This window comes from Kribbella sp. NPDC049227, from assembly GCF_043197265.1.
In the GTDB taxonomy this organism is placed as follows: Bacteria; Actinomycetota; Actinomycetes; order Propionibacteriales; family Kribbellaceae; genus Kribbella.
Window position 1 is genome coordinate 1,024,496 of record NZ_JBICST010000001.1, and the last position, 24,312, is coordinate 1,048,807.

Here is a 24,312-nt window from a genome sequence, read left to right on the forward strand (position 1 = left end):
CTGCCGCTACTCGGCGGGGTTCGGGAAAGGCCAGCGGCGTCCGATCGCGACGTGGAGGATGGTCGCGGTGGCGAGGGCGTTGAGGGCGGCGTGGCCGACCCAGTCGTCGGCGGTCCTGGGCGGCAGGTGCATGGCCCTGTCGGCGATTGCCTGCAAGGAGATCGCCAACAGGGCCGCTACGGCGAATGTGGCCAGCAAGAGGACGACGCGTTCGACGGCAGGACCGAGATTGCCGAACCAGCCCTCGAACAGCATGCCCAGCAGCAGGCCGGCGGCGATGCAGCAGCCGCTGAGCGCGGTGATGCGCGCAGGAGTTAGCCCCAGCAGTTCATGCAGGACGACGTAGCTGAGGATCCCGCCGCCGATCACCGTCACATGGCCGATGGTGAGGCGAGTCGCTCGACTCGCGACAGTCGCGAACGGCCATCCGCGCCAGACGACGGAGAAGAGCACCTGCCAGGCGCCGATCAGGACCAGCGTCGCGCCGAGTACGGCGCCTGGCACCGGCCCGTCCCGCGCGATCACGTCCGACCCCGGGGGCGACTCGATCTCCACGACGGTCAGGTAGGCGACGATCGCGATGGCCCAGCCGATCGCGACTGCGATCGGACCGGCGACCAGCGGGTGGAGGCGCCGCAGCGGCCAGCCCTCACCGACGAGCGTGATCTGGAGCGTGAGGACGAACGCCAGGCCGGCGAGCGGCATGGTCGCCGGAAACGTCGGTACGTGCCCCGGACCGGGTGAGGGATCGAACAGGGCCGCGGGATCGAGCCGACCGGCCAGGGTCTGACCGATCGCGGTCAGGACGATCGCGCCCGCGATGATCAGCACGGTGTCGGCCCAGCCGGACCAGCTACTGCGCAGCCGGGTGCCCGGCCAGTCCTCCCACCAGAACGCGATCATCACGACGAGTGGCAGGGAGAACGTCACCAGCGGTGCGAGGACGCGGATCGATCCTTCGCCGCCGCCGGCACCGATCGCCAGCGCCACCGCTACCGGGATGACGAGCAGCAGGCCGAGCAGCCCGAGTGCGGGCTGCCGCGACGCTCGCGAGCCGGTACTGCGTGGTTGCGAGAGCGGCGGTCGTTCCGGGAGCCGGGAGCGGCCGGCGGGCACCGCGGAGCCCGCCGGCCCGGTATCGCTCATTGCCCTCCCGCGACCGGATCCGTCACCAGCTCCGGGTCCATCACAAGCTCAGGCGCCATCGGCAGGCTGCGGATCCGGCGACCGGTCGCATGGAAGACCGCGTTCGCGACGGCGGCCGCGACACCGACCTGTCCGATCTCGCCCACGCCCTTGGCACCGAGCGGGCCGACCAATTCGTCGTCCACGTCCACGAAGTCGACGTGGACGTCAGGGGCGTCGGCGTTGACCGGTACGAGGTACTCCGCGAGGTTCGTCTCCGCCCACCGGCCGTAGCGAGGATCCATGTGGTTGCCCTCGAGGAGCGCCTGGCTCATCCCCCACAGCATGCCGCCCATCAGCTGGCTGTGCGCAAGCAGCGGGTTGAGCACTCGCCCGGGCGCGAACGCGCCGTTCAGCCGGCGCACACGGACCAGACCGAGCTCGGGATCGACCGCGACCTCGGCGAACTGCGCGCCGAACGTGAGCAGCCCGTGCGGTGTGTCCAAGGATGGCGGCCGCCACGTGCCGAGCGCCTCGGCGTCGGACAGGTGATTGCGCGACAGCAGCTCACGGTACGTGTCGACCGCGCCCGGACGTTCGGCGGCCGTGAGGTGTCCGTCCGCCACCTTCACCGAGCCTGGTCCTGCTCCGTGCAGCGGCGACTGTTCATCGCCGACGGCCAACGTGATCAGCTGGTCGCGCAGCGCCGTACCGGCTGCGTGGACCGCGGAGCTGACCATGCCGGCACCGGCCGAGCCGACGGCCGCCGTACTGTTCGGCAGGTCGCTGTCGCCGGCCTGGAACTCCATGTCGCGCAGGGCGACGCCGAGGGCGTCGGCGCCGACCTGGGTGGCCATCGTGAGTACGCCGGTGCCGAACTCCTGCGTCGAGGTCTGCACGATCGCGCTGCCGTCGGCGAAGATCCGGGCCCGTGCGCGTTGCGGCGGCATAAAGAACGCGATCGGGTACGCCGCAGCCGCCACGCCGGTGCCGAGCAGCCACTGGCCGTCGCGGGTCGTCCGTGGAGCCGGGTTGCGTCCGGACCACCCGAACCGCTCGGCGGCGAGGCGAAGGCACTCCACCAGCCCGTCGCTGGACCACGGATTGCCGAACGGGTCGACCGGCGTGTGGTTGCGCAGCCGCAGCTCGACCGGGTCGATTCCGAGCTGGTAGGCGAGCTCGTCCATCGCCGTCTCCAGTGTGAACACGCCAAGCGACTCACCCGGGCCGCGGGTGAAGGTGGGCGTCATCGTGTTGCCCTTGATCAGCCGGTGAATGCCGAGGTAGTTCTGGCAGCCGTAGAGCTGCGACGAGACACCGGTCGCCGGCTCGGCCCAGTCGTCGAACGGCGAGGTGATCGACAACTTCTCGTGCCGGATCGCGGTCAGCCGCCCGTCCCGCGCGGCACCGAGCGTGATCCGCTGCTCCTGCTCCTCACGGTGCCCATTGGAGGTGAACATCTGCGGCCGGGTGAGCATCAGCTTCACCGGCCGGCCGACGTGCCGCGAGGCCATCGCGGTGAGCGTCACGTTCGGCCACACCATCGCCTTGGCGCCGAACCCGCCGCCCACGAACCGGGTGATCACCCGGACGCGGGCGGTCGGCAGACCGAGCAGGAGGGCCACGGTCTGCTGGGTGGCGCGGATGCCCTGGGTCGACTCGTAGAGCGTCAGGTTGCCGCCGTCCCAGGTCGCCACCGTCGAGGGGGCCTCGATCGGATTGTGGTGGTTGGCCGCCATCCTGTAGGCGACCTCGACCCGGACGTCCGCTCCGGCCAGGCCGGCCTCGACATCGCCGCGCTCGCTGCGCGCCGGCATCAGGCCGCCGAAGAGCCGCTGCGCTTCGTACGCCTGGTCGCGGCCCTCGTCGATCGTGGTGATCGACTTGGCCGGTTGGTACGAGACCCGCACCAACGACGCCGCGTGGTGCGCTTGTTCGTACTCCTCCGCGATCACCAGCGCGACGGGCTGTCCAGCGTACTGGACGACGTCGTCCTGCATCGGGAAGAAGCTCTCGCCCGGAGCCGGGCCGCCGACCAGGGACGGCAACAGATGGGGCTCGGCGGCGATCTTCGGCAGATCCTCCGGGCTGAGCACGGCCAGCACGCCCTCGGTGGCCCGCGCGGCGTCGGCGTCGATCGCTGTCACTCGCCCGCTGGCGACAGTAGCCCCCACCACGGCCAGATAGGTCATGCCGGGCAGGCTGATCTCGGCGGAGTAGCGCGCCGCGCCGGTGACTTTGGCCGGGCCGTCCACTCGGGTGACCGGCGTACCGACGGCAATCATGACCGCCTCCCGTTCAAACTGTGGACGAGGCCGCGCACCATCGCCCGCTGGGCGAGCTCGACCTTGAACCCGTTGTGCTCCCGTACGACGGCCTCCGCCAGCTCGACCGCGGCGGCCTGCCGGAACGACGTCTCGTTCGCCGGGCTTCCGATCAGGGCCGCCTCGGCCCGGCGCGCCCGCCAGGGCTTCGTTCCGACGCCGCCCATGGCGATCCGCACGCCCGCGACCACGTTGGCCTCGACCTCGATCGCGGCCGCGACCGACACCAGGGCGAACTCGTACGACTGCCGGTCACGGAACTTGAGGTAGACCGAGCCGCGGGCGATCGGCGCTCCGGGTACGTCGATCCCGACGATCAGCTCGCCCGGGGCGATCGGATGCTCGAGCTGCGGCGTGTCGCCGGGGAGTAGGAAGAAGTCGTCGAACGGGATCGCGCGCTCGCCGGCCGGCCCGACGGTCCGGATGACGGCGTCGAACGCCACCAGAGCGACCGCGACATCGGACGGATGAGTTGCGATGCAGTGCTCACTGGTACCGAGGATCGCGTGGCCGCGGTTGAACCCGTCGAGCGCCGCACACCCGGACCCCGGCTCGCGCTTGTTGCAGGGAGAGACGCCGTCGCGCAGGTAGACACACCGGGTGCGCTGGCGGAGATTGCCACCCATCGACGCCATGTTGCGCAGTTGCTCCGAGGCACCCAGCAGCAAGGCCCGGGAGATCGCCGGGTAACGCTCGATGACAGCCGGCGTACGCGCGACGTCGCTCATCCGCGCGAGAGCCCCGATGCGCAAGCCACCGTCGGGCTGGTCCTCGACTCCGCGCAGCGGCAGCTCGTTGATGTCCACGAGGTGCTTGGAGTGGGAGAGGCCGGCCCGGATCAGGTCCACCTCGGTGGTTCCGCCCGCGAGGAACGCGCTCGCCGGGTTCGCGGTGGCCAGCGCGATCGCGTGCTGCACATCCGCGGCCCGGCTGTAGGTCAGAGGCCTCATGACTTTCCTCCCGCCGCGTCGCGGACGTGCCGGATGGCCGCCCGGATGTTCGGATAGGCCGCACACCGGCAGATGTTGCCGCTCATGAACTCGCCGATGTCGTCGTCGGTGCCGGCATTGCCTTCTTCGATCACCTTGATCGCGGACATGATCTGGCCGGACGTGCAGTAGCCGCACTGGAAGGCGTCGTACTCGATGAACGCCCGCTGCATCGGATGCAACTCGTCGCCGTCGGCGAGCCCCTCGATCGTGACGATCTCGTGCCCCGAGGCGGCGACCGCCAGCGTCAGGCAGGCGAGCACCCGGCGGCCGTCGATCCACACCGTGCACGACCCGCACGTCCCTTGGTCGCAGCCCTTCTTGCTACCTGTCAGATCCAGGTGCTCACGCAACGCGTCCAGCAGGCTGACGCGCGGCTCGAGTTCGACGACGTGCTGCCGGCCGTTGATTCGGAGCGGCACCGGGACCTTCGTCACTGCTTCTTCCACACTCGTCATGGCGCGCCGTACCTCCGTGCTGGTGGTCAGCCGAAGTCTTCCCGCGTCGTACCGCGTTCGTATCCGTGAGTCCCGGGGCCGGATTACTGGGCCCGGGGCAATCAAGCAGCCTGGCCCCGGGGATCGAACCGGGCTAATTTCAGACCATGCTGGTTGATCGGCTGGTTGATCGGTACGCCGAGCGCCGCCAGCTCGACGACCTCCTCGGTCACGTCCGGAGCGGTCTGAGCCAGGCCCTGGTGATCCGTGGGGAGGCGGGGATCGGCAAGTCGGCCTTGCTGGACTACCTCGTGGCCGAGGCGTCCGGCTGCCGGGTCATCCGGGCGGCGGGCGTCCAGGCCGAATCCGAACTCGCCTTCGCCGGTCTGCACCAGTTGTGCGCACCACTGCTGCATCGGCTCGACCACATTCCGTCCCCGCAACGTGACGCGCTCGGCACCGCCTTCGGCCTCCGGACCGGTCCGCCACCGGATCGCTTCCTGATCGGCCTGGCCGTCCTCAGCCTGGTGGCCGACGCCGCCGCCGAGGAACCACTGCTCTGCACTGTCGACGACGCGCAATGGCTCGACGACACCTCCGCACGAACTCTCACCTTCGTGGCCCGCCGGCTGATGGCCGAGTCCGTCGCCATCGTCTTCGCCCTCCGCGACTCGGCCGACGACGAGCCGTTCTCCGGCATGCCCCGGCTCGAGGTCGGCGGCCTCCCGCCACAACACGCCCGCGAGCTGCTCAGCGCGGCGATCCCCGGACCCATCGACGAGCGGGTCCGCGACCGCATCCTCGCCGAGACACGCGGAAACCCACTCGCACTGCTGGAACTACCTCAGGACCTCAGCTACGCCGAGCTCGCCGGTGGCTTCGGCTTGCCCGACGCGCAGCAGCTCACCCATCGGATCGAGGACACGTTCCAGCGCCGGCTGGCACCGTTGCCGTCCGACAGCCGCCGGCTGCTCCTCGTCGCCGCGATCGAACCGGCCGGGGACGCCGCCCTGGTACGTCGTGCCGCGCAACGACTGGGCATCGCCGTCGACACGGTCGATCCATCGCAGTTCGACGGCCTGGTCGTGTTCCACGAGCGGATCACCTTCCGGCATCCGTTGGTGCGCTCGGCGATCCATCGGGAGGCGACGCAGGAGGAACGCTGGGAGGCGCACCGTGCGCTGGCCGACGTCACCGATCCGACGCGCGACGCCGACCGCCGTGTCTGGCACCTCGCCCACGCAGCGAATGGACCTGACGACACCGTCGCCGCGGAACTGGAACAGTCCGCCGGCCGCGCCCAGGCCCGCGGCGGCCTGGCCGCAGCCGCGGCGTTCCTCGAACGCTCCGCGAGGCTGACCGCCGATCCGGCGCAGCGGGCCGCCAGGGCTTTGGCTGCGGCGCAGACCAAGAGCCAGTCCGGGGCGTTCGATGCGGCGCTGGAGCTGTTGGTGATGGCCGAAGCCGGACCGCTCAGCGAACTGCAACAGGCTCGTGTCGACCTCTTGCGTGCCCAGGTCGCCTTCGCCACCAACCGGGGCCGGGATGCCGCGCCGCTGCTGCTCAAGGCCGCGAAGCGCCTCGAGCCGATCGACATCGCGCTGTCCCGGGAGACATACCTGGACGCACTGAAGGCCGCCATGTTCGCGGACCGGCTGGCCGGTCCGGACGGCAACCTGCTGGCCGTGGCGCGCGCCGCTAGTACGACGCCCCGGCCGCAAGAGCCCTCTCCGCCGGACCTCCTCCTGGCCGGTCTGGCCGCCAACATCACCGATGGCTACGCGGCCGGCGTCCCGCTGTTGCTGCGGACAGTGACCTCGTTCGGCGAGGGCATGTCCGCGGCGGAGGAGCTGCGCTGGTCGTGGCTGGCCTGCGTCGCTGCCTTGCATCTGTGGGCGGACAAGTGCTGGGACGATCTGTCCGCCCGGTACCTGGACCTCGCCCGCACAACCGGCGCCTTGAGTGAGCTCCCGCTGGCGTTGAGCATGCGTGCGTACCTGTTGTTGTTCGCGGGCGATCTCGGCGCCGCGGGAGCGCTCGTCGACGAGATCCAGACCGTGACCGAGGCGACCGGCAGCAACCCGGCGCCGTACGGCGCACTCGCCGTTGCCGCTCTGCGCGGTGAGCGCGCCGAGGCGTCCACCGGGATCGAAGCCACCATCGCGGACGTGACCCACCGGGGCGAGGGCATCGGGGTCGTCGTCGCCGAACGGGCGAACGCGGTGCTCAACAACGGCCTCGGCCGCTACCGCGAGGCGATGGCGGCTGCGCACCGCGCCCTTGGCCGGGTCAACGCTCCCGTAGTACGGACCCCGGGCGCGGTGAACTGGGCCGCGACCGAGTTCGTCGAGGCGGCCGTGCGCAGCGGGCAACTCGAGGCGGCGAAGGAAACCCTGGGCTGGATCATCGAGATGACAAGCGCGAGCGGTACCGACTGGGCACTCGGGATCGAGGCCCGCTCCCGCGCGCTGGTCAGCGACGACAGTACGGCCGAACCCCTGTACCGGGAGGCGATCGAGCGACTCGCCAGGACCCGCGTCCGCACGGACCTCGCCCGTGCCGTCCTCCTGTACGGCGAATGGCTCCGGCGCCGCCGCCGCCGCAACGACGCGCGTGAACAACTCCACACCGCCGACGACCTGTTCACCGAGATCGGAGCAAAAGCCTTCGCCGAACGCGCTCGCCGGGAACTCCTCGCCACCGGCGAAACCGCCCGCAAACGCACTCCCGCCACCACCAGCCAACTCACCGCCCGGGAGAGCCAGATCGCCCGCCTGGCCGGCGACGGATTCTCCAACCCCGAGATCGGCAGCCGGCTGTTCCTCAGCCCCCGCACCGTCGAGTATCACCTCGGCAACATCTACACCAAGCTCGGCATCACCTCACGCCATGGACTCCATCCGCACTGACCGGCGATCAGGCGGCGAACTCCACGTCGACGAAGTCGGCCACCGGACGGTATCCGGCCTGGTGGTAGATCTTGTTGGACGTCGGGTTCGACAGATCGGTGTAGAGGCACGCCTGGTTGCCCTGGGCAAGGATCAGCGCGGACACGTGACTGGTGAGCGCTCCGGCGTACCCATGCCGGCGGCGGTCTAGCGGGGTGTAGACCGGGCCGATCCGGCTCACCCCGAACGTCGGGTGGCGGTAGCCGACCATGCTCACCGGCACACCGTCGACGTCCCAGATCCACATGGTCTGCTGGTCCAGGTGTTGCTCGGCCCACTCCCGGTAGCCGGTGCGCAACTCGCGCGGGAACCCCTCGGCTCCCCAGGCGCCGACCAGATCGAGATCCTCCGCGCGCATCAAGCGCGCTTGGCCGGCATCGGCGGTCAGTGGCGTGAGAGTGCCCAGCTTGTGCAGCCGGGTCGCCATCGTCTCGGTCGCCTGACCGCCGCGCAGCTCACACCACCGCTGCCCGAACCGCGTGGCCGCGGGCCGATCGCCCGCGACTCCGTCCAGTTCCGGCAGTACGTCGGCGTACGCCTCGGCCACCGGCTCCGCGAGGTCGGCCCGCAGCGCGCCGAGGTAGACCGCCCGCCCCGGGGTCCGCATCGCCGCCCCGACCACCTCACCGTCGTGCACCGAGACGAAGTACGACGGCCCGGACTCGGTGCGGGCCGTGCCGGTCGCGCGCCGGCGGACGTTGGACAGGATGAGCGTGTGCAGCACCGGATCGCGTTGCAGGAAAGGGAAGACGGTCTGCTCGAACGCGGCCGGGTCGGTCGTCACACGCACATCCATGCCCGGAGAGTACGCCTCGACGCTGTTCGGGTCGCCCGGATTTACACTGCGAGCATGTCCACCACGCGGTTGCTGTTGCTCGGGGTCGTGCGGATCTTCCAGCCGGCCTACGGCTATCAGTTGCGTCGTGAGTTGCTCACCTGGGACGTGCAGGACTGGGCCAACATCAACCCGGGCTCGATCTACACCGGGCTGCGGACGCTGGCCAAGCACGGCTACCTGCAGGAGCTCGAGGAGAGTGGCCAGCGGCCGGGCCGCACCTCCTACAAGCTGACGAGCGACGGCGAGACGGAGTACTTCTCGCTGCTGCGCGGCATGCTCTGGACGGTCGACAGCTTCCACCCCGACAAGATGCAGGCGGCACTGGCCTTCCTCTGGTCGCTGCGCCGCGACGAGGTCCTGGCCGCCCTGGAGGCCCGCATCACCCAGGTGGAGTCGTGGCTCAAGGCCGAGCCCTTCTCCGAACGCCAGATCCTCGAGGACCCCGCCACCCCCAACCACGTGGTCGAGATGTTCCGCATCTCGACCGCCCGGGACAAGGGCGAGCTGGAGTGGACCCGGGAGTTCCACCAACGGGTCGCCGACGGCGCCTACGCGTTCGCCGGCGAACCCACCGACTGGGAACCGTACCCCGGCATGGTCACCCACTGGCGCGAGATCCCCGACCGCTCCGGCGACGGCCCGGACCGCTCCGGGGAGTGACCTGGTTCGAGTTTTAATCAACATTGACTAGTCAATGTTGATCACTCAGACTGTCCGCATGATGATCGAAGCTCGCGGACTTGTCCGCACCTTCAAGACCAAGCGCGGGCCGGTACAGGCCGTGCAGGGGGTTGATCTGGATGTCGCCGACGGGGAGATCGTCGGCTTTCTCGGCCCGAACGGGGCCGGCAAGACCACCACGCTGCGGATGCTGGCCACGCTGATCCAGCCGACCAGCGGGACCGCGACGGTGGCCGGCTGCGACCTGGCCAAGGACCCGGTCGGCGTACGGCGTGGGATCGGCTATGTGCCGCAGAGCGGGTCGACACTGCCCGAGGCGATTGCCGGGGACGAGGTCGTCGACCACGCCCGGCTGTACGGCGTACCGAAGGCCAAGGCCGCCGCGGACGGTCAGCGGCTGTTCGAGGAGATGGATCTGCCCGGGCTGTGGCGGCGGCAGTGCAAGACGCTGTCCGGCGGCCAGCGGCGCCGGCTCGACATCGTGATGGGGCTGATCCACGAGCCGAAGCTGATCTTCCTGGACGAGCCGACCACCGGCCTCGACCCGCAGGCGCGGGCCAACCTGTGGGAGCACATCCGCGGCCTGCGCGATCGCGGCGCGACGATCTTCCTCACCACCCACTACCTGGACGAGGCGGACGCGCTGTGCGACCGGATCCTGGTCATCGACCACGGCAAGATCGTTGCCGCCGGCACCCCTGAGGCGCTGAAGCAGCAGGTCTCCGGCGACGCGGTCCGGCTCAGTCTGGCCGATGCCGGCCGGGCGCCGACGGTGAGCAAGATCGTCAGCGAACTGGACGGTGCGGTCGAGGTGGAGACCGACGGCGACGTGGTCGGCTTCCGGATCCCGCGCGGCGGGTCGGTGCTGCCCGGTCTGCTCCGCTCGATCGATGCCCAGGGCATCGAACTGCAGGGGGTCGAGGTGCACCGCCCGACGCTGGACGACGTGTTCCTGAGCATGACCGGCCGGTCGTTGCGGGACGAGGACATCACCCCGGCTCAGACCGAGGAGAAGCAGGAGGCGGTGGCATGACCACGCTTCGCGAGACCTGGATCGTGTTCCACCGGGCCATGCGGTTGTCGCTGCGGAACCCGATGTGGTCGATCCTGATGCTCAGCCAGCCGCTGATGTACCTGTTCCTGTTCGGCCCGCTGCTGAAGCCGATCACCGCACAGATCAGCCAGGGCGCGACCACCAACGCCTATCAGGTGTTCATCCCGGGCCTGATCGTCCAGCTCGGCATGTTCGGTGCGATGTTCGTCGGCTTCGGCCTGATCGCGGAGTACCGGGCCGGTGTGATCGAGGCCGACCGGGTGACACCGGCGTCCCGCATCGCCCTGATGGCAGGCCGGGTACTGCGTGACGTCGTCGTACTCGTGGTCCAGTCCATCCTCCTGCTCGTCGCGGCGATCCCCCTCGGCCTGCGGGCACCGTGGAGCGGCGTACTGCTGTCGCTGGTGATCGTCGCCCTGCTCGGTGCGACCTTCGCCTCACTGTCGTACTCCGTCGCGCTCATCACGAAGAGCGAGGACGCACTGGCCCCGCTGCTCAACGGCATCGCGATGCCGTTGCTGCTGCTGTCCGGCATCCTGCTGCCGATGCAGATCGGCCCGACCTGGCTGCAGCGGCTGTCCGACATCAGCCCGCTGAAGCACGTGGTGAACGGCGTCCGTTCGCTGTTCCGCGGCGACATCAGCAGCTCGTCTTCGCTGTGGGGTCTGTTCTGGGTCGTGCTGTTGACGGTCGTCGGACTGGCCGTCGGGGCCCGCACCTTCCGCAAGGAATCCGCCTGACGCAAGTTGTTGTTCATCGGCGAGTCGCCCGGCCTGCCTAACCTCCGGCTGTGCGCTCGCCGATGATCCGTGGAGTGGTCGGCTCCGCCGTCGTCGCCGTCGCGAGTCTGGTGACCTCGGTGGTGCCGCCTTCGTCATGGGTGGCGGAGCTTCCGATCACCGGCGACCTGCGGACCACTCTGGCCGGCCGGATGGTCGGACTCACGTTCATGGTGGCCGGGCTCGGGCTGATGGCCTGGGCCTGGCTGTCGGCGGGGCGCCAGGTCATGACTGGGCAACGCACACCGTTGCTGCGGATGACGGCGTACTGGAGTGCACCGCTGCTGCTCATCCCGCCGCTGTTCAGCCGGGACGCCTGGAGCTACGCGGCGCAGGGCGCACTGGTGGCCGAGGGGTACAACCCGTACGAGGTCGGCCCCGGCGTACTGTCCGGCCACATCGTCGAAGCGGTCGATCCGATGTGGATGCAGACTCCAGCCCCGTACGGGCCGCTGCCACTCGCGTACGGCGGCCTGGTGGCACACCTCACGATGGATCCGTACGTGCTGATGCTGGCCCACCGGCTCCTCGCGGTGCTGGGCATCGTGCTGATCGCCTGGGCCGTGCCACGGCTGGCGACGGCCTGCCGCGTCGATCCGGCGATCGCGACCTGGCTGGTGGTTGCCAACCCGATGCTGATCACGCATGGCATCGGCGCCGCGCACAACGACATCCTGATGCTCGGACTGGCCTGCAGCGCCTTCGCTCTGGCCCTCACCGGCCGCTGGGGTACGGCGGCTGTGATCGCAGGTGCTGCGGCCGCGGTGAAGCTACCTGGTGGGCTAGTGGTCATCGCCATCGCCGCTGTGATGAGTCCGCTGGCCGGACGGGCGCTCCGCTTCGCCAGTCTGGTGATCGCGGGCGCGGTGTCGGTTCTCACGCTGGTGACGATCGGCGAACTGACCGGTGTGGGCTCCGGGTGGCTGGGTGCGCTCGACGTACCTGGGCTGGTCCGCTCGCCGTTCTCCATCGCGAATCTGATCGGCATGGCGGCGTCCGGCGTACTGGAGTGGCTGGGCGAGGACACCGCCGCGCAGCAGTCGCTCCAGATCGTCCGACTGGTCGGTATGGTCCTGGCTGTCACGCTGATCGCCGTACTGAGCCTGCGGTCGTCCATCCATCACGCGGCGCGGGCTGTCGGCATCGCCCTGCTGGCCGTCGTCCTGCTGGGGCCGACGGCGCACGACTGGTATTTCCTGTGGTGTCTGCCGTTCCTGGCCGTTGCCCGGCCCGGCCGGCGGTTGACCACCACCATCACCGCGGTCAGCCTGATCTTCACCATCGCCGCGCCACTCAACTCGTCACTGCGCGGTGCGACCATCCCGATCCTCACCACCACGGCACTGGCGATCGCAACGATCGCGCCACTGCTCAACCACTTGCGCACGCTGCAGCCCTCGAAGAAGGCCCGGGTCGCGGTTACTGCTGGCTGAGTGCTGCCACCAGCGCCTCGGTGACCGGCCGGTGAGTGGTGCGCGGGATCCGGGCTTCGACAACGTCCAGACCGGCGACTGTGCGGGTGAGTGCGGCACGGAGGGCTTCTGGCGTTTCCGCGAGCGTGTACGGCGTACTGGTCGCGGCGCACAACGCACTGAGGTCGGTGTTGTGGGGTGTACCGAAGACCCGCTCGAAGTGGGTGGCGTGGGTCGGATCGCCCTGCTCGAGGGTGGAGAAGATGCCGCCGCCGTTGTCGTTCACCACCACGATGCGCAGGTCCGGCCGCGCCTCGTCGGGCCCGATGATCAGGCCGTTGGAGTCGTGCAGGAAGGCCAGGTCGCCGATCAGCGCGTACGTCGGCCCGGCGTTCGCGAGGGCAGCGCCGACGGCGGTCGAGATGGTGCCGTCGATACCCGCCAGGCCACGGTTGGCGATGGTCCGGATCGGGACCACCGGGGCGAGGTCGAGATCGCGCACCGGGTTCGAGGAGGCGACCACGAGCATGCCGTCCGCGCCGACCGCCTCACCGACGATGGCGGCGACGCCCGGACCGGTCAGGCCGTCCGTCACGACCTTGTCGATCGCCGGGCGGGCGAGTTGGTCCGCCCGCTGCCAGCGCTCCAGCCAGTCGGTGGTGTCGGCCCTGGTGACCTTCAGCCCGGTGACGACAGACGCGGCGCGGCGGGCCGGGTCCGGCCACAGGCCGATCGGTGAGACGACGACCACCTCGACGTCCGGACGGGCCAGCAGCTTGGAGACCGGCCGGGACAGCGTCGGGTGTCCGAACACCAGCACCCGCTGGATCTCGCCTGCCAAAGCGTTTGCCTGCAGCAACAACCGGTACGCCGAGATGACCGCCGGACCGGTCCGTGCCCGGCTGGACGGCTCGGCGAACAACGGCCACTGACCCGCCTCTGCCACCAGCCGCGCCGCCTGCGACGCACCATCGCCCGCAACCACCACCGTCCTCGGGCCAGGCGAGACCGCCGTCGGCGGTCCGCTGGCCGCGTGCACGGCAGTCCAAGGCCCGGTACTACGACCAGCCAGCGACTCCGGCCAGTCGGGACCGTCGGTGGGCACCAGCGGTTCTGACAACGGGCAGTTCAGCTGCACCGGGCCCGGATCGGCAGACCGCGCTCCCACCGCGTTGGCCACGGCGCGGGCAACCTGTGAGCGCCAGTAGGCCACCTGCCCGACCTCACGTACCGGCGTACCCATCTCGTGGAACAGCCGTACGGCGGAGCCGAACACCTTCAACTGATCCGTCGTCTGGTTCGCGCCGCTCCCCCGCAGCGCCGGCGGGCGATCCGCACTCAGGACGATCAAGGGCAGACCGCTGTGCGACGCCTCGAGGACCGCCGGGTGCAGGTTGGCGACCGCGGTGCCGGAGGTTGTCACCACTGGTACCGGCAGACCGGTCCCGCGGATCAGGCCGATCGCGAGGAAGCCCGCCGTACGCTCGTCGATCCGGACGTGCAGCCGCAGCCGCCCCTCCCGGTCCGCAGCGGCGAACGCCAACGCCAGCGGGGCGCTGCGCGAGCCGGGGGCGACCACAGCCTCGCGCACACCGTTCCGGATCAGCTCGTCGACCACCACCGTCGCGAACGCTGTGGACGGGTTCATCCGGCACTCCTCTTCTGCACACGGGTCATGCGTTCTTCCCACACCGCGGTCCTGGTCGCGTCCGCACGGGCAGCGGCCAGCAGCGCCACGTCCGGCCGCACGCGTCTGACCGGCAGGAGGCCGTCCACCGGCAGCAGCGGCTCCGCGACGACCTCACTGGTGAACATCGACACCGTGGCGAGACCGCAGGCGTAGGGCAGGTCCGGAAGGGCGGCAGCCAGTGCGACGCCGGCGGCGATCCCCACCGACGTCTCCAGTGCGGACGACACCACCACAGGTAGTCCGATCTGCTCGGCGATCTCCAAGCAGGCACGGACTCCGCCGATCGGTTGCACCTTGAGTACGGCGATGTCCGCCGCCTCCAGCTTCTTCACCAGCAGCGGGTCTTCGGCCCGCCGGATCGATTCGTCCGCGGCCACGGGTACCTCGGCACGCCGTCGTACCGCGGCCAGGTCCTCGACGGCGGCACACGGCTGCTCGACGTACTCCAGGTCGAAGCGGGCCAGCTCCTTCAGGCTCTTCACGGCCTCGTCCACGGACCAGGCGCCGTTGGCGTCGATCCGCACGCGGCCCGCGCCGATGGCGTCCCGCACGGCCTCCACTCGCTCCAGGTCGTCCGCCAGCGTCTGCCCCGGCTCGGCCACCTTCACCTTGGCCGTGCCGCATCCGGACGCCCGGACGATCTCCGCCGCCTTCGACGGACCGATCGCCGGCACAGTGCAGTTCACCGGTACGACGTCCCGCACCGGCGCCGGCCAGCCGTCGACAGCCGCCTCGCGGGCGGCCCGCAGCCAGGAAACGCAGGTGGCGTCGTCGTAGTCCAGGAACGGGCTCCACTCGGCCCAGCCCGCCGGGCCCTCGAACAGCATGCCTTCGCGCACGGTGATGCCACGGAACTTGTTCTTCAGACCGATCGAGTACGTGATCACCGCACGGTCTCCAGCAGCCGCTGCCGATCGACCTTGCCCGAGGCAAGCATCGGCAAGGTGTCCAGGGCAACCACCTGGCGTGGCGCCCAGGTCCGCGGCAGTGTCTCCGCGACGAAGTCCCGCAGCTCGTCGCGGCCGGGCTCTCCGACGACGAAGGCGACCACTCTGGTCCCCCACTCCGCGTCCGGCGCTCCCAGCACTACGGCGTCCTTCACGCCGGGATGCTCCAGTAGCCGCGCGTGGACGGTGGTCAGGGTGACGTTCACCCCGCCGGAGATCACCACGTCGTCGATCCGGCCGATCACGCGCAGACGCCCGTCGAGGATCTCGCCACGGTCCTGGGTCCGGAACCAGCCGTCCCGCAGCACCTCCGCGGTCAGCTCGGGCCGCAGCCGGTACCCGGAGAACAGCGTGGTGCCCTTGATCAGGACCCGCCCGTCGTCCAGCGCGATCGACGTACCGTCCAGCGGCTCACCGGCGTACACACAGCCACTGCCTGTCTCGGTCATCCCGTACGCCGGGATCGCGGTCACCCCCGCCTCGGCGGCACGGGCCTTCAGCGGAGCCGGGGTGGCGGCGCCGCCGATGATGATGGCGTCGAACGACCGCAGCGCGTCCAGATCGGTCTCCAGGTAGCGCGCCAACTGCGTGGGCACCATCGCGGTGTAGCGGCGTGAGCCAGTCATCGATGCGGCCGCCTCGGTAAAGCTCTCGCTGAGCATCACCGGTGTTTGGCCGGCCACCACCGAGCGGGTGAGGATCTGCAGGCCGCCGACGAAGTACGGCTTCATCGGGAGCAGCCACTGCCCCGGTCCGCCGAGACGGGCGTGCGTTGCGATCGCGGACGCGAGCAGGGCGTCGCGGGAGAGCAGTACGCCCTTGGGTTCACCGGACGACCCTGATGTGGTCAGCACCACAGCGCAGCCGTCCTCCAGCGGCTCGTCCGGTGCGGCTGCCTGCTTGACGCGGGCCGCCGCGGCCGGATCGGACGGTACTGGAGCGAACGGCGTACCACTGCCGTCCAGTACGCCGCTCAACGCGGACAACACAGCATCCGGCGTACCGGGAACCAGGCGCAGGCTAGACATGTCACTCCGAGCGTACGGCCCGGCTTCGGACTTCCGACTCGCGGCTGACAGAATCGACGGTCATGGCCACCCCTGCCCAGTGGATCGAAGGCGCGCGCCCACGCACGCTGCCCGCCGCGATCTCCCCTGTCCTCGTCGGAACCGGTGCGGCCGCGTACCTGGACGGCTTCGTCTGGTGGAAGGCGCTGCTCGCGCTCGGCGTCGCTCTGACGCTGCAGATCGGGGTCAACTACGCCAACGACTACAGCGACGGCATCCGCGGCACCGACGAGAACCGGGTCGGCCCACTGCGCCTGGTCGGCTCCAAGGTCGCCACTCCGGGACAGGTGAAGACCGCAGCCTTCACCTGCTTCGGCGTGGGCGCCGTACTCGGGGTCATCCTGTCCGCCACGTCCAACTGGTGGCTGCTGGTCGCTGGGGCGGCGTCTCTGCTCGGTGCGTGGTTCTACACGGGTGGGAAGAGGCCATACGGGTACCGGGCGCTGGGTGAGGTCAGCGTCTTCCTCTTCTTCGGGCTGGTCGCCGTACTGGGTACGACGTACGTCCAGGCGGAGACGCTGAGCTGGACGGCCGTGGCCGGTGCGGTCTCGATCGGGTCGATCGCCTGCGCCCTCCTGGTCGCCAACAACCTCCGCGACATCCCCACCGACACCGTCACCGGCAAACGCACCCTCGCCGTGGTCCTGGGCGCAGCAAACTCCCGCCGCCTGTACGCCGCCCTCGTCGTACTGGCGTTCGTCCTGGCAGCCGTCTCCGCTATCGCAACCCCCTGGACCCTACTGGCCTTCATCGCCATCCCCCTGGCCGTCCAGTCCATCCGGGTAGTCCTCAGCGACGCAGTCGGCCCAGCCCTCATCCCCGTCCTGAAGGGCACCGGCCTCACCGAACTCCTGTACGCCGTCGGCCTGGCCATCGGCCTCGCCGTCGGCGGCTGATCTCTGCCCGTGCGGTGACGAACCGGGATCTGCGGACGCGCGGTCCTGGTCAGGCTTACGTGGCGTCGGACCTCGTCAGCCGCAGGCCGGTGAAGACGGCGGCGATCAGGGTGACGGCGCCGGCAACGGCGAAGGCGCTGTCGAGGCCGGATTCGAAGGAGCCGCCGCCGGATTCCCTGGCACGGACGATGGCTCCGAGCAGCGCGACGCCGAGCACCGCGCCGATCTGCCGGGTGGTGCTGCTGATCCCCGAGGCGAGACCTCCCTCCTGCGGGCTGACCGCCTGGATGGCAGCGCCGGTCAGCGGGGACATCGTCAACGCGAAGCCGATGCCGACGACTGCCAGCCGCCACCACACATTGCCGTAGCCGGTGTCCGCGTGCACCATGCCCAGGGTCAGCAGCCCCAGCCCGGCCAGCGCCAGCCCGATGGTGACCACGATCCGGAAGCCGTACCGCGCGGCGAGTCGGCCCGCGTACGGGCTGACGAAGACCATCGCGAGTGAGGTGGGCAGGGTCTGCAGGCCGGCTTGCAGAATCGAACTGCCCTGCACGTACACGAAGAACTGGGAGAAGAAGAACGTCGAGCCCATCAGTGCGAACCCGACCACGACCATCGCCGTGTTGGCCGCAGTGAACAGCCGCTGCCGGAACAGCCGCAGCGGCAGCATCGGCGCGCGCCGACGGCCTTCGACTGCGACGAAACAGGCGAGTAATACGGTCGCGGCGGCGAAGCTGCCCAAGATCACCGGCGACGTCCAGCCGCGGGACCCGCCCTCGATCAGCCCGTACGTCAGCGCCCCTACCCCGGCGACAGACAGGATCGTCCCAGGAATGTCGACCGCGGGGGCGCTCGGATTGCGGGACTCGCCCAGGACGCGCCAGCCGGCCAGCAGCAGGACGACGCCGATCGGCACGTTGACGAGGAAGATGGCCGGCCAGCCGAAGGCCTCTGCCAGCACTCCGCCGGCCACAGGCCCGGCGGCCAGACCGATGCCGCTGATGCCGGCCCACAGCCCGATCGCCTTGACTCGCTGCTGAGGCAGGGGATATGCGGAGGCCAGCAACGCCAGGGAGGCCGGGCTGAGCGCCGCGGCACCGATTCCCTGCAACACCCGCCCGGTGATCAGCCAACCGATCGACGGTGCGAGGGAGCACAGTACGGATGCTGCGGTGAACACCGCGACACCCGCCAGATACGCCCGCTTGCGGCCGAATCGGTCGGCGAGGACTCCGCCGGACAGCAGCAGCATGGCAACCAGCAGAACGTAGGCGTCGACGATCCACTGCAGGCCGGTCAACTGGGTGTGCAATCGCTGCCGCATGTCGGGCAGCGCCGCGCCGACGATCGTGTTGTCGAGCAGCACCATGAACTGGCCCAAGCAGGTCAGCGCAAGCAACGCGGCCCGGCTCGATCGACCCACCGGCGCAGCCGTCGCCGTGTCTTCGTACGCGGTCAAAGCCGCTCCTCTTCTGCCCGTTGGCATCCAAACGCAGTTGTCTACTGCGTTAAGGAACCGTACGGCGACTCACACACAAACGCAACCGCTTACTGCGTTAAGGTGGGTCATGGACGATCGACAGCGAGCCCGACGACCCGGTGGGCGCAGCGCTCGGGTCAGCGCGGCAGTCCACCAGGCCGTCACCGAGCTGGTCGGCGAACGCGGCTACGGCAACTTCACCGTCGGCGACGTCGCCGTCCACGCGGGCGTGGCCGACAGCAGCATCTACCGCCGGTGGGGCAGCCTGGAAACGCTGCTCACCGATGTGGCGCTCACGCGCCTCAACGCGCGATCGCCGATGCCTGACACCGGAAGCCTGGCCGGCGACCTGCGCGCGTATGCGGCCGCCGTGGCCCGCGAGATCACCGGACCCGACGGCCTGGCGGTGCTGCGCCTGACCATCGCCCTGACCAGTAGTGGCCAAGCCGGCCTGCGAGCGCGTGACGACTTCCTCGGCGAACGCGCTCGCCTGCTGGAGTCCATGCTCGATCGCGCTCGGGAACGCGGCGAGAACCCACCCGACGCGCTCGGCGTGCTCGACCACATCCTGGCCCCGATGTACATCCGGGTGCTGTTCGGCGCGACCCCCCTGAGGCCCGACTACGTCGACGGACTGGTCGACCGATTGCTGCGAGCACAACCTCCCCCATGCCGCCGGGACGATGGAGCGCCTGCCTAGCAGCTGGCGTGGCGCCGAGCGCCCCGCCGATCTCGCCCCGGTGGATCCGCGGCACTCACCAACGCGACCGCTGAGCGCGAATCGCCAACACCAGCGACGCCGAGTGCCGCTACGCGATCATCCTCGCCCGCGTCGAAACCCCGTGACCAGCGGGGCTGGGGAAGAACTATTCGCCAGGTTCGCGCCAGCGGCCTGTGGTGGCGAAGGTCTCGAGGGTGGCGGCGTACGGCGTGATGTCGATGCCGCTCGTGCGTAGCCAGGCGTCGTCGTAGTACGTGTTGCCGTAGCGCTCGCCGCTGTCGCAGAGCAGGGTGACGATGCTGCCGCGGACGCCCGTACGCCGCATCTCCGCGGCCAGCCTTAGTGAGCCCCACAGATTCGTCCCGGTCGAGCCGCCAACCAGCCGCCCGGTGACCCGCGAGCAGAAGCGCATCGCGGCGATCGAGGCGGCGTCGGGGACCGAGATCATCCGGTCGACCACGCCGAGGACGAACGACGGTTCGACCCGGGGCCGGCCGATGCCTTCGATTCGGGAGGGGCGGCCGGTGGAGTAGTCGTCGTCGCCGGCTTCGAACGCCGGGAAGAAGGCCGAGTTCTCCGGGTCGACGACCGCGACCGAGGTGTCGTGCCGCTGGTAGCGGACGTAGCGTCCGATGGTGGCCGACGTACCTCCGGTGCCGGCACCGACGACGATCCAGCTCGGCACCGGGTGCTGTTCCAACCGGAGCTGGTCGAAGATCGACTCCGCGATGTTGTTGTTCCCGCGCCAGTCGGTGGCCCGCTCGGCGTAGGTGAACTGGTCCATGTAGTGGCCGCCGGTCTCCTCGGCCAGCCGCTTCGCCTCGCCGTAGATCTGGCCGGACCGCTCGACGAAGTGGCAGCTGCCGCCGTAGAACTCGATCAGCTCGACCTTCTCCGGGCTGGTGGAGCGCGGCATCACCGCCACGAACGGCAGCCCGAGCAGGCGGGCGAAGTACGCCTCGCTGACCGCGGTCGAGCCGCTGGACGCCTCGATCACCGTGGTGCCCTCGCCGATCCAGCCGTTGCACAGTGCGTAGAGGAACAGCGACCGGGCCAGCCGGTGCTTGAGCGAGCCGGTCGGGTGCACGGACTCGTCCTTCAGGTACAGGTCCACGCCCAGCGCGTCCGGCATCGGGAACACGTGCAGGTGGGTGTCCGCGCTCCGGTTCGCGTCGGCGTCCACGATCCGGATCGCCTCCGACACCCAGGCGCGCGCCTTGTCGTCGCGCCGGTCCACCTCACGGCACACGTCAGCCTCACTCATGCGGGCCAGGCTAGGACCAACCGGGCGATTTGAGTATTCCTACGCTCAGCGACCGGGCTCCCGGAAGGAACGATGAGACGCATGGTGCCCCTGGGATTCGAGCCGCACTTCTCCACCGGCGAGATCGTGCTCATCGCAACTGTCGTCGTCGCGTTCGGAGTGTTCAGCGCCCTGCCGGCGACGGCCACACTGGCGGCCGTCGGCTACCGCAGAGGCATCCGCCACCCCGGATGGAACGCGTTCTGGTACTGGCTCTGGGGCACAGCCCTCGCGCTGGCCGGCGTGGTCGCCATCCTCTTCGTTCGCCCGTCCTGGTGGTCCGTCCCGCTGAGCTGGCCGCTCCCGCTCCTGCTCGCCTGGATCCTCAATCCGAAGGTACGGCGACCCGCGAGCGAGCTACGTTGGACGGACACGAGGCCCAGCCAGCAGGGGGAACGATGAGCGAGAACGAAGAGCGCCCTACCCGGCAGCGGGTCACGCTGACCGACCTCAGCTCGCGGGCGTGGGAGCACCCGGCCGACCGCGGCGCGCTGGTGGCGTTGCGGCAGCTGAAGGGGTTCGACTACATGCTCCGGAAGATGTCCGGGCTGATCAACGAGCGGGCCTTCCGGCTGCAGTTCCTCGGCTCGGCGATCCGGGTCGACGAGCGCCAGTTCCCCCGTGTGCACCGGCTCTACACCGAGGCCGGCAGCACCCTCGACGTCCGCCAGCTGCCCGAGCTGTACGTCATCAACAGCCCGCTCTGGAACGCCGTCACGATCGGCATGGACAAGCCGTTCATCGTCGTCAACAGCGCGCTGCTGAAGGGCATGGACGAGGAGGAACTGCGCTTCATCCTCGGTCACGAGCTCGGCCACGCCCAGAGCGGGCACGCTCTCTACCAGTCGCTGCTGTTCTGGCTGATGCGGCTGACCGGTGCGGTGAACTGGATGCCGATCGGCGCGCTCGGGGTCCGCGCGATCATCGCCGCCCTGCACGAGTGGTCCCGCAAGGCCGAGCTCTCCGGCGACCGGGCCGGCCTGCTCGCCGTCCAGGACCCGGCGGTCGCGCTCCGCGTGCAGATGAAGCTGGCCAGCGGCGGGGAGCTCGGTGAGCTCGACACCACGGCGTTCCTGGCGCAGGGGACGGAGTACGAGAGCGCCGGCGACCTGCGCGACAGCCTGCTGAAGCTGCTGCTGCTCGAGGCGCAGTCGCACCCGCTGGCCGTCATTCGCGCGCACGAGCTGCGGCGCTGGGTGGACGAGGGCGAGTACACCACCATCGTGTCCGGCACCTACCCGAAGCGCCAGGACGACGCCACCGCCTCCATCTCCCAGGAGGCCAAGAACGCCGCCAAGTCCTACTCCGAGACCTTCAGCCGCTCGCAGGATCCGCTCGCCAAGTTCCTCCGCGACCTCGGCGACGGCATGGGCGGTGTCCGTGACTGGGTGTCCACCAGGTTCCCGACCAAAAACTGACTGGCGCCGGGCACTCGCCTGCGGAGATCCTGTCCGTCGTGATCGAACTACAGGACATCGGGCCTGATGACTGGAAGCTCTGGCGCGAACTGCGACTGGCGGCGTTGGCGGACGCACCGTCCGCCTTCGGCTCGGTCCACGCTGACTGGGTCGAGGCGCCGGAGGAGCGGTGGCGCGAGCGGCTGACCCTGCCCGGCTGCTACCAGGTGATCGCGAGTCTCGACGGTACGGCGGTCGGCATGGCCGGCGGTCTGCCGGCCGACGAGCCCGGTGCCGCCGAGCTCGTCTCGATGTGGATCGCCCCGGACGGTCGCGGCCAGGGTGTCGGTGACGCGCTGATGGCGGCGATCGAGGACTGGGCTCGTGACACCGGCGCCCAGGAGCTGGTACTGGCGGTTGCGGAGGGCAACGAACCGGCCCGCGGACTCTATCTCCGCAACGGATTCGCCGACGCCGGCACGCCGGGCAACCTGATGCCGGACGGCGTCCGGATGGAGTTCTGGATGCGCAAGCAGCTCTGAGGTACGACGAAGGGCCCGCTTTCCCTCCTCCCGTGGAAAGCGGACCCTTCGAGACTCGCGGGCCGGATCAGCCCATGTGGACCGGACCGTTCTGGTTGTCGGTGGCCAGATCCTTGTACTTGACCGACAGGCCGACCAGCGTGACCACGGCCGCGCCGAGCATCAGGAACGTCGACCACAGGAACGCGCGGGTGAAGCCGTGCGTGGTGGCGACCGCCGTGAACTGACCCTCCAACTGCTTCAGCTGGGTCGGCGACTGACCGGACTCGGCCGCCTTCTGCAGGCCCGGGGCCAGCTCGGTGAACTTGTCCTTGATCGCGTTGGTGGAGATCGTGCCCAGCAGCGCCAGGCCGACCGCACCACCGATCTGCTGGACCGTGTTCAGTACGGCGGAGCCGACACCGGAGTCCTCGTTCGCGACGCCACTGACCGCGGTCAGCGTGAGCGGCACGAAGATCAGACCCATGCCGAACGACAGCAGCAGGATGAACGGCAGCAGATGGGTCAGGTACGACGAGTCGACCTCGAGCTGACTGAACCCGAACATCCCACCCGAGACCAGCACCGCACCGGCACCGGCGATCCAGCGCGGATCCATCCGGGCGATCAGCGCCGAAGCCACCTGCGCGGCGGCCACGATGCCGAGACTGAACGGCAGGAACGCGAACCCGGTCTTCAGCGCGCTGTAGCCCATGATGTTCTGCACGAAGATGCCGAGGAAGTAGAACATCGAGAACATCGCCGCGCCGACCACCAGCATCACGAAGAAGCTGACCCCGCGGGTCCGGTTCGCGAGGATCCGGAACGGCATCAGTGCGTGCCGCGAACGGGCCTCGATCAGCAGGAAGGTCGCGATCAGCGCCAGACCGCCGAGAATGAAGGTCAGCGTCACCGGGTCACCCCAGCCGTCCGAGGCCGCGTGGTTCAGGCCGTAGACCAGACCGGCCAGACCGACCGAGCCGGTGATCGCACCGGGCAGGTCGAACTTCCCGGTCTGCCGGGCCGACTCGCCCAGGTACCGCAACGCCAGCACCGCCACGATCAGGCCGATCGGCGTGTTGATGAAGAAGGTCCACCGCCAGGACGCCTCGGTCAGCGCACCGCCGAGGATCAGGCCGACGGCCGCACCTGCCCCGGACATCGCGGCGTACACGCCCATCGCGCGGTTGCGCTCCTTGCCGGCCGGGAAGGTGGTGGTGATGAGTGCCAGCGCGTTCGGCGAGGCCGCCGCGGCGGCGAGACCCTGCAGGATCCGGCTGGCCAGGAGCACGCTCTCGCTCTGTGCGATGCCGCCGACGAACGACGCCGCACCGAACAGCACGACGCCGAAGATGAACACCTTGCGGCGGCCGAGGATGTCCCCGATCCGGCCGCCGAGCAGCAGCAGACCGCCGAAGGCCAGCGCGTAGGCGTTGACCACCCACGGCAGCGAGGCGTTGCTGATGCCCAGATCGGTCTGGATGTGCGGAAGGGCGATGTTGACGATGGTGCCGTCCAGCACCACCATCAACTGCGCCATGCTGATCAGCGCGAGCGCGATACCGAGGTTCCGGTGGCCGTGGCCGGTCTCCGTCACCGCGTCAACCGGCCGGCCCTCGGGCGGATCAGCTTTGACGACGTCTTCGGACATAGAACTATTCCCCTCTTGGGCGTAACTGCGTTGTGGTCGCGGACCGGCCCCT

At 69.7% G+C, this 24,312-nt stretch carries 21 protein-coding genes; 10 read left to right on the top strand and 11 right to left on the bottom strand.

The genetic code is table 11. From position 1 onward, the window contains the following. Positions 1–6: 6 nt before the first annotated feature. Genes ACGFH6_RS05215 through ACGFH6_RS05230 form a run of 4 tightly spaced genes read right to left on the bottom strand, consistent with a single transcriptional unit; the run spans position 7 to position 4,896 of the window. Complete coding sequence (locus ACGFH6_RS05215; protein WP_393380632.1) at positions 7–1,146, bottom strand: hypothetical protein; 1,140 nt, start codon at positions 1,144–1,146, stop codon at positions 7–9. After that, positions 1,143–3,410, bottom strand: a complete 2,268-nt coding sequence (locus ACGFH6_RS05220; RefSeq protein WP_393380633.1) for a xanthine dehydrogenase family protein molybdopterin-binding subunit — start codon at positions 3,408–3,410, stop codon at positions 1,143–1,145. The genes ACGFH6_RS05215 and ACGFH6_RS05220 overlap by 4 nt, the downstream gene beginning before the upstream one ends. Continuing rightward, positions 3,407–4,399 carry an FAD binding domain-containing protein gene (locus ACGFH6_RS05225; RefSeq protein WP_393380634.1) on the bottom strand — a complete coding sequence of 331 codons (993 nt, stop codon included), beginning with the start codon at positions 4,397–4,399 and terminating at the stop codon, positions 3,407–3,409. Before ACGFH6_RS05225 ends, ACGFH6_RS05220 begins: the two co-directional genes overlap by 4 nt. After that, positions 4,396–4,896 carry a (2Fe-2S)-binding protein gene (locus tag ACGFH6_RS05230; protein WP_393380635.1) on the bottom strand — a complete coding sequence of 167 codons (501 nt, stop codon included), beginning with the start codon at positions 4,894–4,896 and terminating at the stop codon, positions 4,396–4,398. The genes ACGFH6_RS05225 and ACGFH6_RS05230 overlap by 4 nt, the downstream gene beginning before the upstream one ends. Positions 4,897–5,042: 146 nt before the next feature. Here ACGFH6_RS05230 and ACGFH6_RS05235 point away from each other — a divergent pair, with 146 nt between their 5' ends. Then, positions 5,043–7,784: an AAA family ATPase gene (locus ACGFH6_RS05235; protein WP_393380636.1), complete on the top strand. Its 2,742-nt coding sequence runs from the start codon at positions 5,043–5,045 to the stop codon at positions 7,782–7,784. A gap of 7 nt (positions 7,785–7,791) precedes the next feature. Here the strand turns inward: ACGFH6_RS05235 and ACGFH6_RS05240 are convergent, their stop codons facing one another. Further along, complete coding sequence (locus ACGFH6_RS05240; RefSeq protein ID WP_393380637.1) at positions 7,792–8,619, bottom strand: GNAT family N-acetyltransferase; 828 nt, start codon at positions 8,617–8,619, stop codon at positions 7,792–7,794. Positions 8,620–8,673: 54 nt separating this feature from the next. Here ACGFH6_RS05240 and ACGFH6_RS05245 point away from each other — a divergent pair, with 54 nt between their 5' ends. From ACGFH6_RS05245 to mptB, 4 genes are read left to right on the top strand one after another with little or no spacing between them, the layout of a single operon-like run. Then, complete coding sequence (locus ACGFH6_RS05245; RefSeq protein WP_393380639.1) at positions 8,674–9,321, top strand: PadR family transcriptional regulator; 648 nt, start codon at positions 8,674–8,676, stop codon at positions 9,319–9,321. 58 nt (positions 9,322–9,379) lie between these two features. Further along, on the top strand, positions 9,380–10,375 hold the full coding sequence (locus ACGFH6_RS05250; protein WP_393380640.1) for an ATP-binding cassette domain-containing protein: 996 nt from the start codon (positions 9,380–9,382) through the stop codon (positions 10,373–10,375). Continuing rightward, positions 10,372–11,136 (top strand): ABC transporter permease, encoded by a 765-nt coding sequence (locus ACGFH6_RS05255; protein ID WP_393380642.1) that lies wholly within the window; start codon positions 10,372–10,374, stop codon positions 11,134–11,136. The genes ACGFH6_RS05250 and ACGFH6_RS05255 overlap by 4 nt, the downstream gene beginning before the upstream one ends. Positions 11,137–11,186: 50 nt before the next feature. Then, positions 11,187–12,608, top strand: coding sequence for a polyprenol phosphomannose-dependent alpha 1,6 mannosyltransferase MptB (mptB, locus tag ACGFH6_RS05260; RefSeq protein WP_393380643.1), 1,422 nt, complete (start codon positions 11,187–11,189; stop codon positions 12,606–12,608). Here mptB and menD read toward each other — a convergent pair. From menD to menE, 3 genes are read right to left on the bottom strand one after another with little or no spacing between them, the layout of a single operon-like run. Then, positions 12,595–14,235: a 2-succinyl-5-enolpyruvyl-6-hydroxy-3-cyclohexene-1-carboxylic-acid synthase gene (menD, locus tag ACGFH6_RS05265; protein WP_393380645.1), complete on the bottom strand. Its 1,641-nt coding sequence runs from the start codon at positions 14,233–14,235 to the stop codon at positions 12,595–12,597. The genes mptB and menD overlap by 14 nt on opposite strands. Further along, positions 14,232–15,164, bottom strand: coding sequence for an o-succinylbenzoate synthase (locus ACGFH6_RS05270; RefSeq protein WP_393380646.1), 933 nt, complete (start codon positions 15,162–15,164; stop codon positions 14,232–14,234). The genes menD and ACGFH6_RS05270 overlap by 4 nt, the downstream gene beginning before the upstream one ends. Beyond that, complete coding sequence (gene menE, locus ACGFH6_RS05275; protein ID WP_393380648.1) at positions 15,161–16,252, bottom strand: o-succinylbenzoate--CoA ligase; 1,092 nt, start codon at positions 16,250–16,252, stop codon at positions 15,161–15,163. Before menE ends, ACGFH6_RS05270 begins: the two co-directional genes overlap by 4 nt. Before the next feature lie 62 nt (positions 16,253–16,314). Between menE and ACGFH6_RS05280 the strand changes: the two genes are divergently transcribed. After that, complete coding sequence (locus ACGFH6_RS05280; RefSeq protein WP_393380650.1) at positions 16,315–17,187, top strand: 1,4-dihydroxy-2-naphthoate polyprenyltransferase; 873 nt, start codon at positions 16,315–16,317, stop codon at positions 17,185–17,187. 55 nt (positions 17,188–17,242) lie between these two features. Here the strand turns inward: ACGFH6_RS05280 and ACGFH6_RS05285 are convergent, their stop codons facing one another. Further along, a complete protein-coding gene (locus ACGFH6_RS05285; RefSeq protein WP_393380652.1) occupies positions 17,243–18,646 on the bottom strand; it encodes an MFS transporter in 1,404 nt (467 codons plus the stop codon). A gap of 109 nt (positions 18,647–18,755) precedes the next feature. Between ACGFH6_RS05285 and ACGFH6_RS05290 the strand changes: the two genes are divergently transcribed. After that, positions 18,756–19,367 carry a TetR/AcrR family transcriptional regulator gene (locus tag ACGFH6_RS05290; RefSeq protein ID WP_393380654.1) on the top strand — a complete coding sequence of 204 codons (612 nt, stop codon included), beginning with the start codon at positions 18,756–18,758 and terminating at the stop codon, positions 19,365–19,367. A 166-nt stretch (positions 19,368–19,533) separates the two neighbouring features. Here the strand turns inward: ACGFH6_RS05290 and ACGFH6_RS05295 are convergent, their stop codons facing one another. After that, on the bottom strand, positions 19,534–20,652 hold the full coding sequence (locus ACGFH6_RS05295) for a PLP-dependent cysteine synthase family protein (protein ID WP_393380656.1): 1,119 nt from the start codon (positions 20,650–20,652) through the stop codon (positions 19,534–19,536). A gap of 81 nt (positions 20,653–20,733) precedes the next feature. Between ACGFH6_RS05295 and ACGFH6_RS05300 the strand changes: the two genes are divergently transcribed. From ACGFH6_RS05300 to ACGFH6_RS05310, 3 genes are read left to right on the top strand one after another with little or no spacing between them, the layout of a single operon-like run. Continuing rightward, positions 20,734–21,093 (top strand): hypothetical protein, encoded by a 360-nt coding sequence (locus ACGFH6_RS05300; RefSeq protein WP_393380658.1) that lies wholly within the window; start codon positions 20,734–20,736, stop codon positions 21,091–21,093. After that, positions 21,090–22,109, top strand: coding sequence for a M48 family metallopeptidase (locus tag ACGFH6_RS05305; protein WP_393380660.1), 1,020 nt, complete (start codon positions 21,090–21,092; stop codon positions 22,107–22,109). Before ACGFH6_RS05300 ends, ACGFH6_RS05305 begins: the two co-directional genes overlap by 4 nt. Before the next feature lie 38 nt (positions 22,110–22,147). Further along, positions 22,148–22,630 carry a GNAT family N-acetyltransferase gene (locus tag ACGFH6_RS05310; RefSeq protein WP_393380662.1) on the top strand — a complete coding sequence of 161 codons (483 nt, stop codon included), beginning with the start codon at positions 22,148–22,150 and terminating at the stop codon, positions 22,628–22,630. Positions 22,631–22,697: 67 nt separating this feature from the next. Here ACGFH6_RS05310 and ACGFH6_RS05315 read toward each other — a convergent pair whose 3' ends face one another. Next, complete coding sequence (locus tag ACGFH6_RS05315; protein WP_393380664.1) at positions 22,698–24,260, bottom strand: MFS transporter; 1,563 nt, start codon at positions 24,258–24,260, stop codon at positions 22,698–22,700. Positions 24,261–24,312 lie beyond the last annotated feature (52 nt).

Bases quoted from the DNA above. Each gene is read 5' to 3' on its own strand.
- ACGFH6_RS05235 (WP_393380636.1), top strand. From the start codon at position 5,043: ATGCTGGTTGATCGGCTGGTTGATCGGTACGCCGAGCGCCGCCAGCTC.
- ACGFH6_RS05220 (WP_393380633.1), bottom strand. From the start codon at position 3,410: ATGATTGCCGTCGGTACGCCGGTCACCCGAGTGGACGGCCCGGCCAAA.
- ACGFH6_RS05230 (WP_393380635.1), bottom strand. From the start codon at position 4,896: ATGACGAGTGTGGAAGAAGCAGTGACGAAGGTCCCGGTGCCGCTCCGA.
- ACGFH6_RS05245 (WP_393380639.1), top strand. From the start codon at position 8,674: ATGTCCACCACGCGGTTGCTGTTGCTCGGGGTCGTGCGGATCTTCCAG.
- ACGFH6_RS05315 (WP_393380664.1), bottom strand. From the start codon at position 24,260: ATGTCCGAAGACGTCGTCAAAGCTGATCCGCCCGAGGGCCGGCCGGTT.
- ACGFH6_RS05295 (WP_393380656.1), bottom strand. From the start codon at position 20,652: ATGAGTGAGGCTGACGTGTGCCGTGAGGTGGACCGGCGCGACGACAAG.
- ACGFH6_RS05215 (WP_393380632.1), bottom strand. From the start codon at position 1,146: ATGAGCGATACCGGGCCGGCGGGCTCCGCGGTGCCCGCCGGCCGCTCC.
- ACGFH6_RS05305 (WP_393380660.1), top strand. From the start codon at position 21,090: ATGAGCGAGAACGAAGAGCGCCCTACCCGGCAGCGGGTCACGCTGACC.
- menE (WP_393380648.1), bottom strand. From the start codon at position 16,252: ATGTCTAGCCTGCGCCTGGTTCCCGGTACGCCGGATGCTGTGTTGTCC.
- ACGFH6_RS05225 (WP_393380634.1), bottom strand. From the start codon at position 4,399: ATGAGGCCTCTGACCTACAGCCGGGCCGCGGATGTGCAGCACGCGATC.
- ACGFH6_RS05255 (WP_393380642.1), top strand. From the start codon at position 10,372: ATGACCACGCTTCGCGAGACCTGGATCGTGTTCCACCGGGCCATGCGG.
- ACGFH6_RS05240 (WP_393380637.1), bottom strand. From the start codon at position 8,619: ATGGATGTGCGTGTGACGACCGACCCGGCCGCGTTCGAGCAGACCGTC.
- ACGFH6_RS05280 (WP_393380650.1), top strand. From the start codon at position 16,315: ATGGCCACCCCTGCCCAGTGGATCGAAGGCGCGCGCCCACGCACGCTG.
- ACGFH6_RS05300 (WP_393380658.1), top strand. From the start codon at position 20,734: ATGGTGCCCCTGGGATTCGAGCCGCACTTCTCCACCGGCGAGATCGTG.
- menD (WP_393380645.1), bottom strand. From the start codon at position 14,235: ATGAACCCGTCCACAGCGTTCGCGACGGTGGTGGTCGACGAGCTGATC.
- ACGFH6_RS05250 (WP_393380640.1), top strand. From the start codon at position 9,380: ATGATGATCGAAGCTCGCGGACTTGTCCGCACCTTCAAGACCAAGCGC.
- ACGFH6_RS05290 (WP_393380654.1), top strand. From the start codon at position 18,756: ATGGACGATCGACAGCGAGCCCGACGACCCGGTGGGCGCAGCGCTCGG.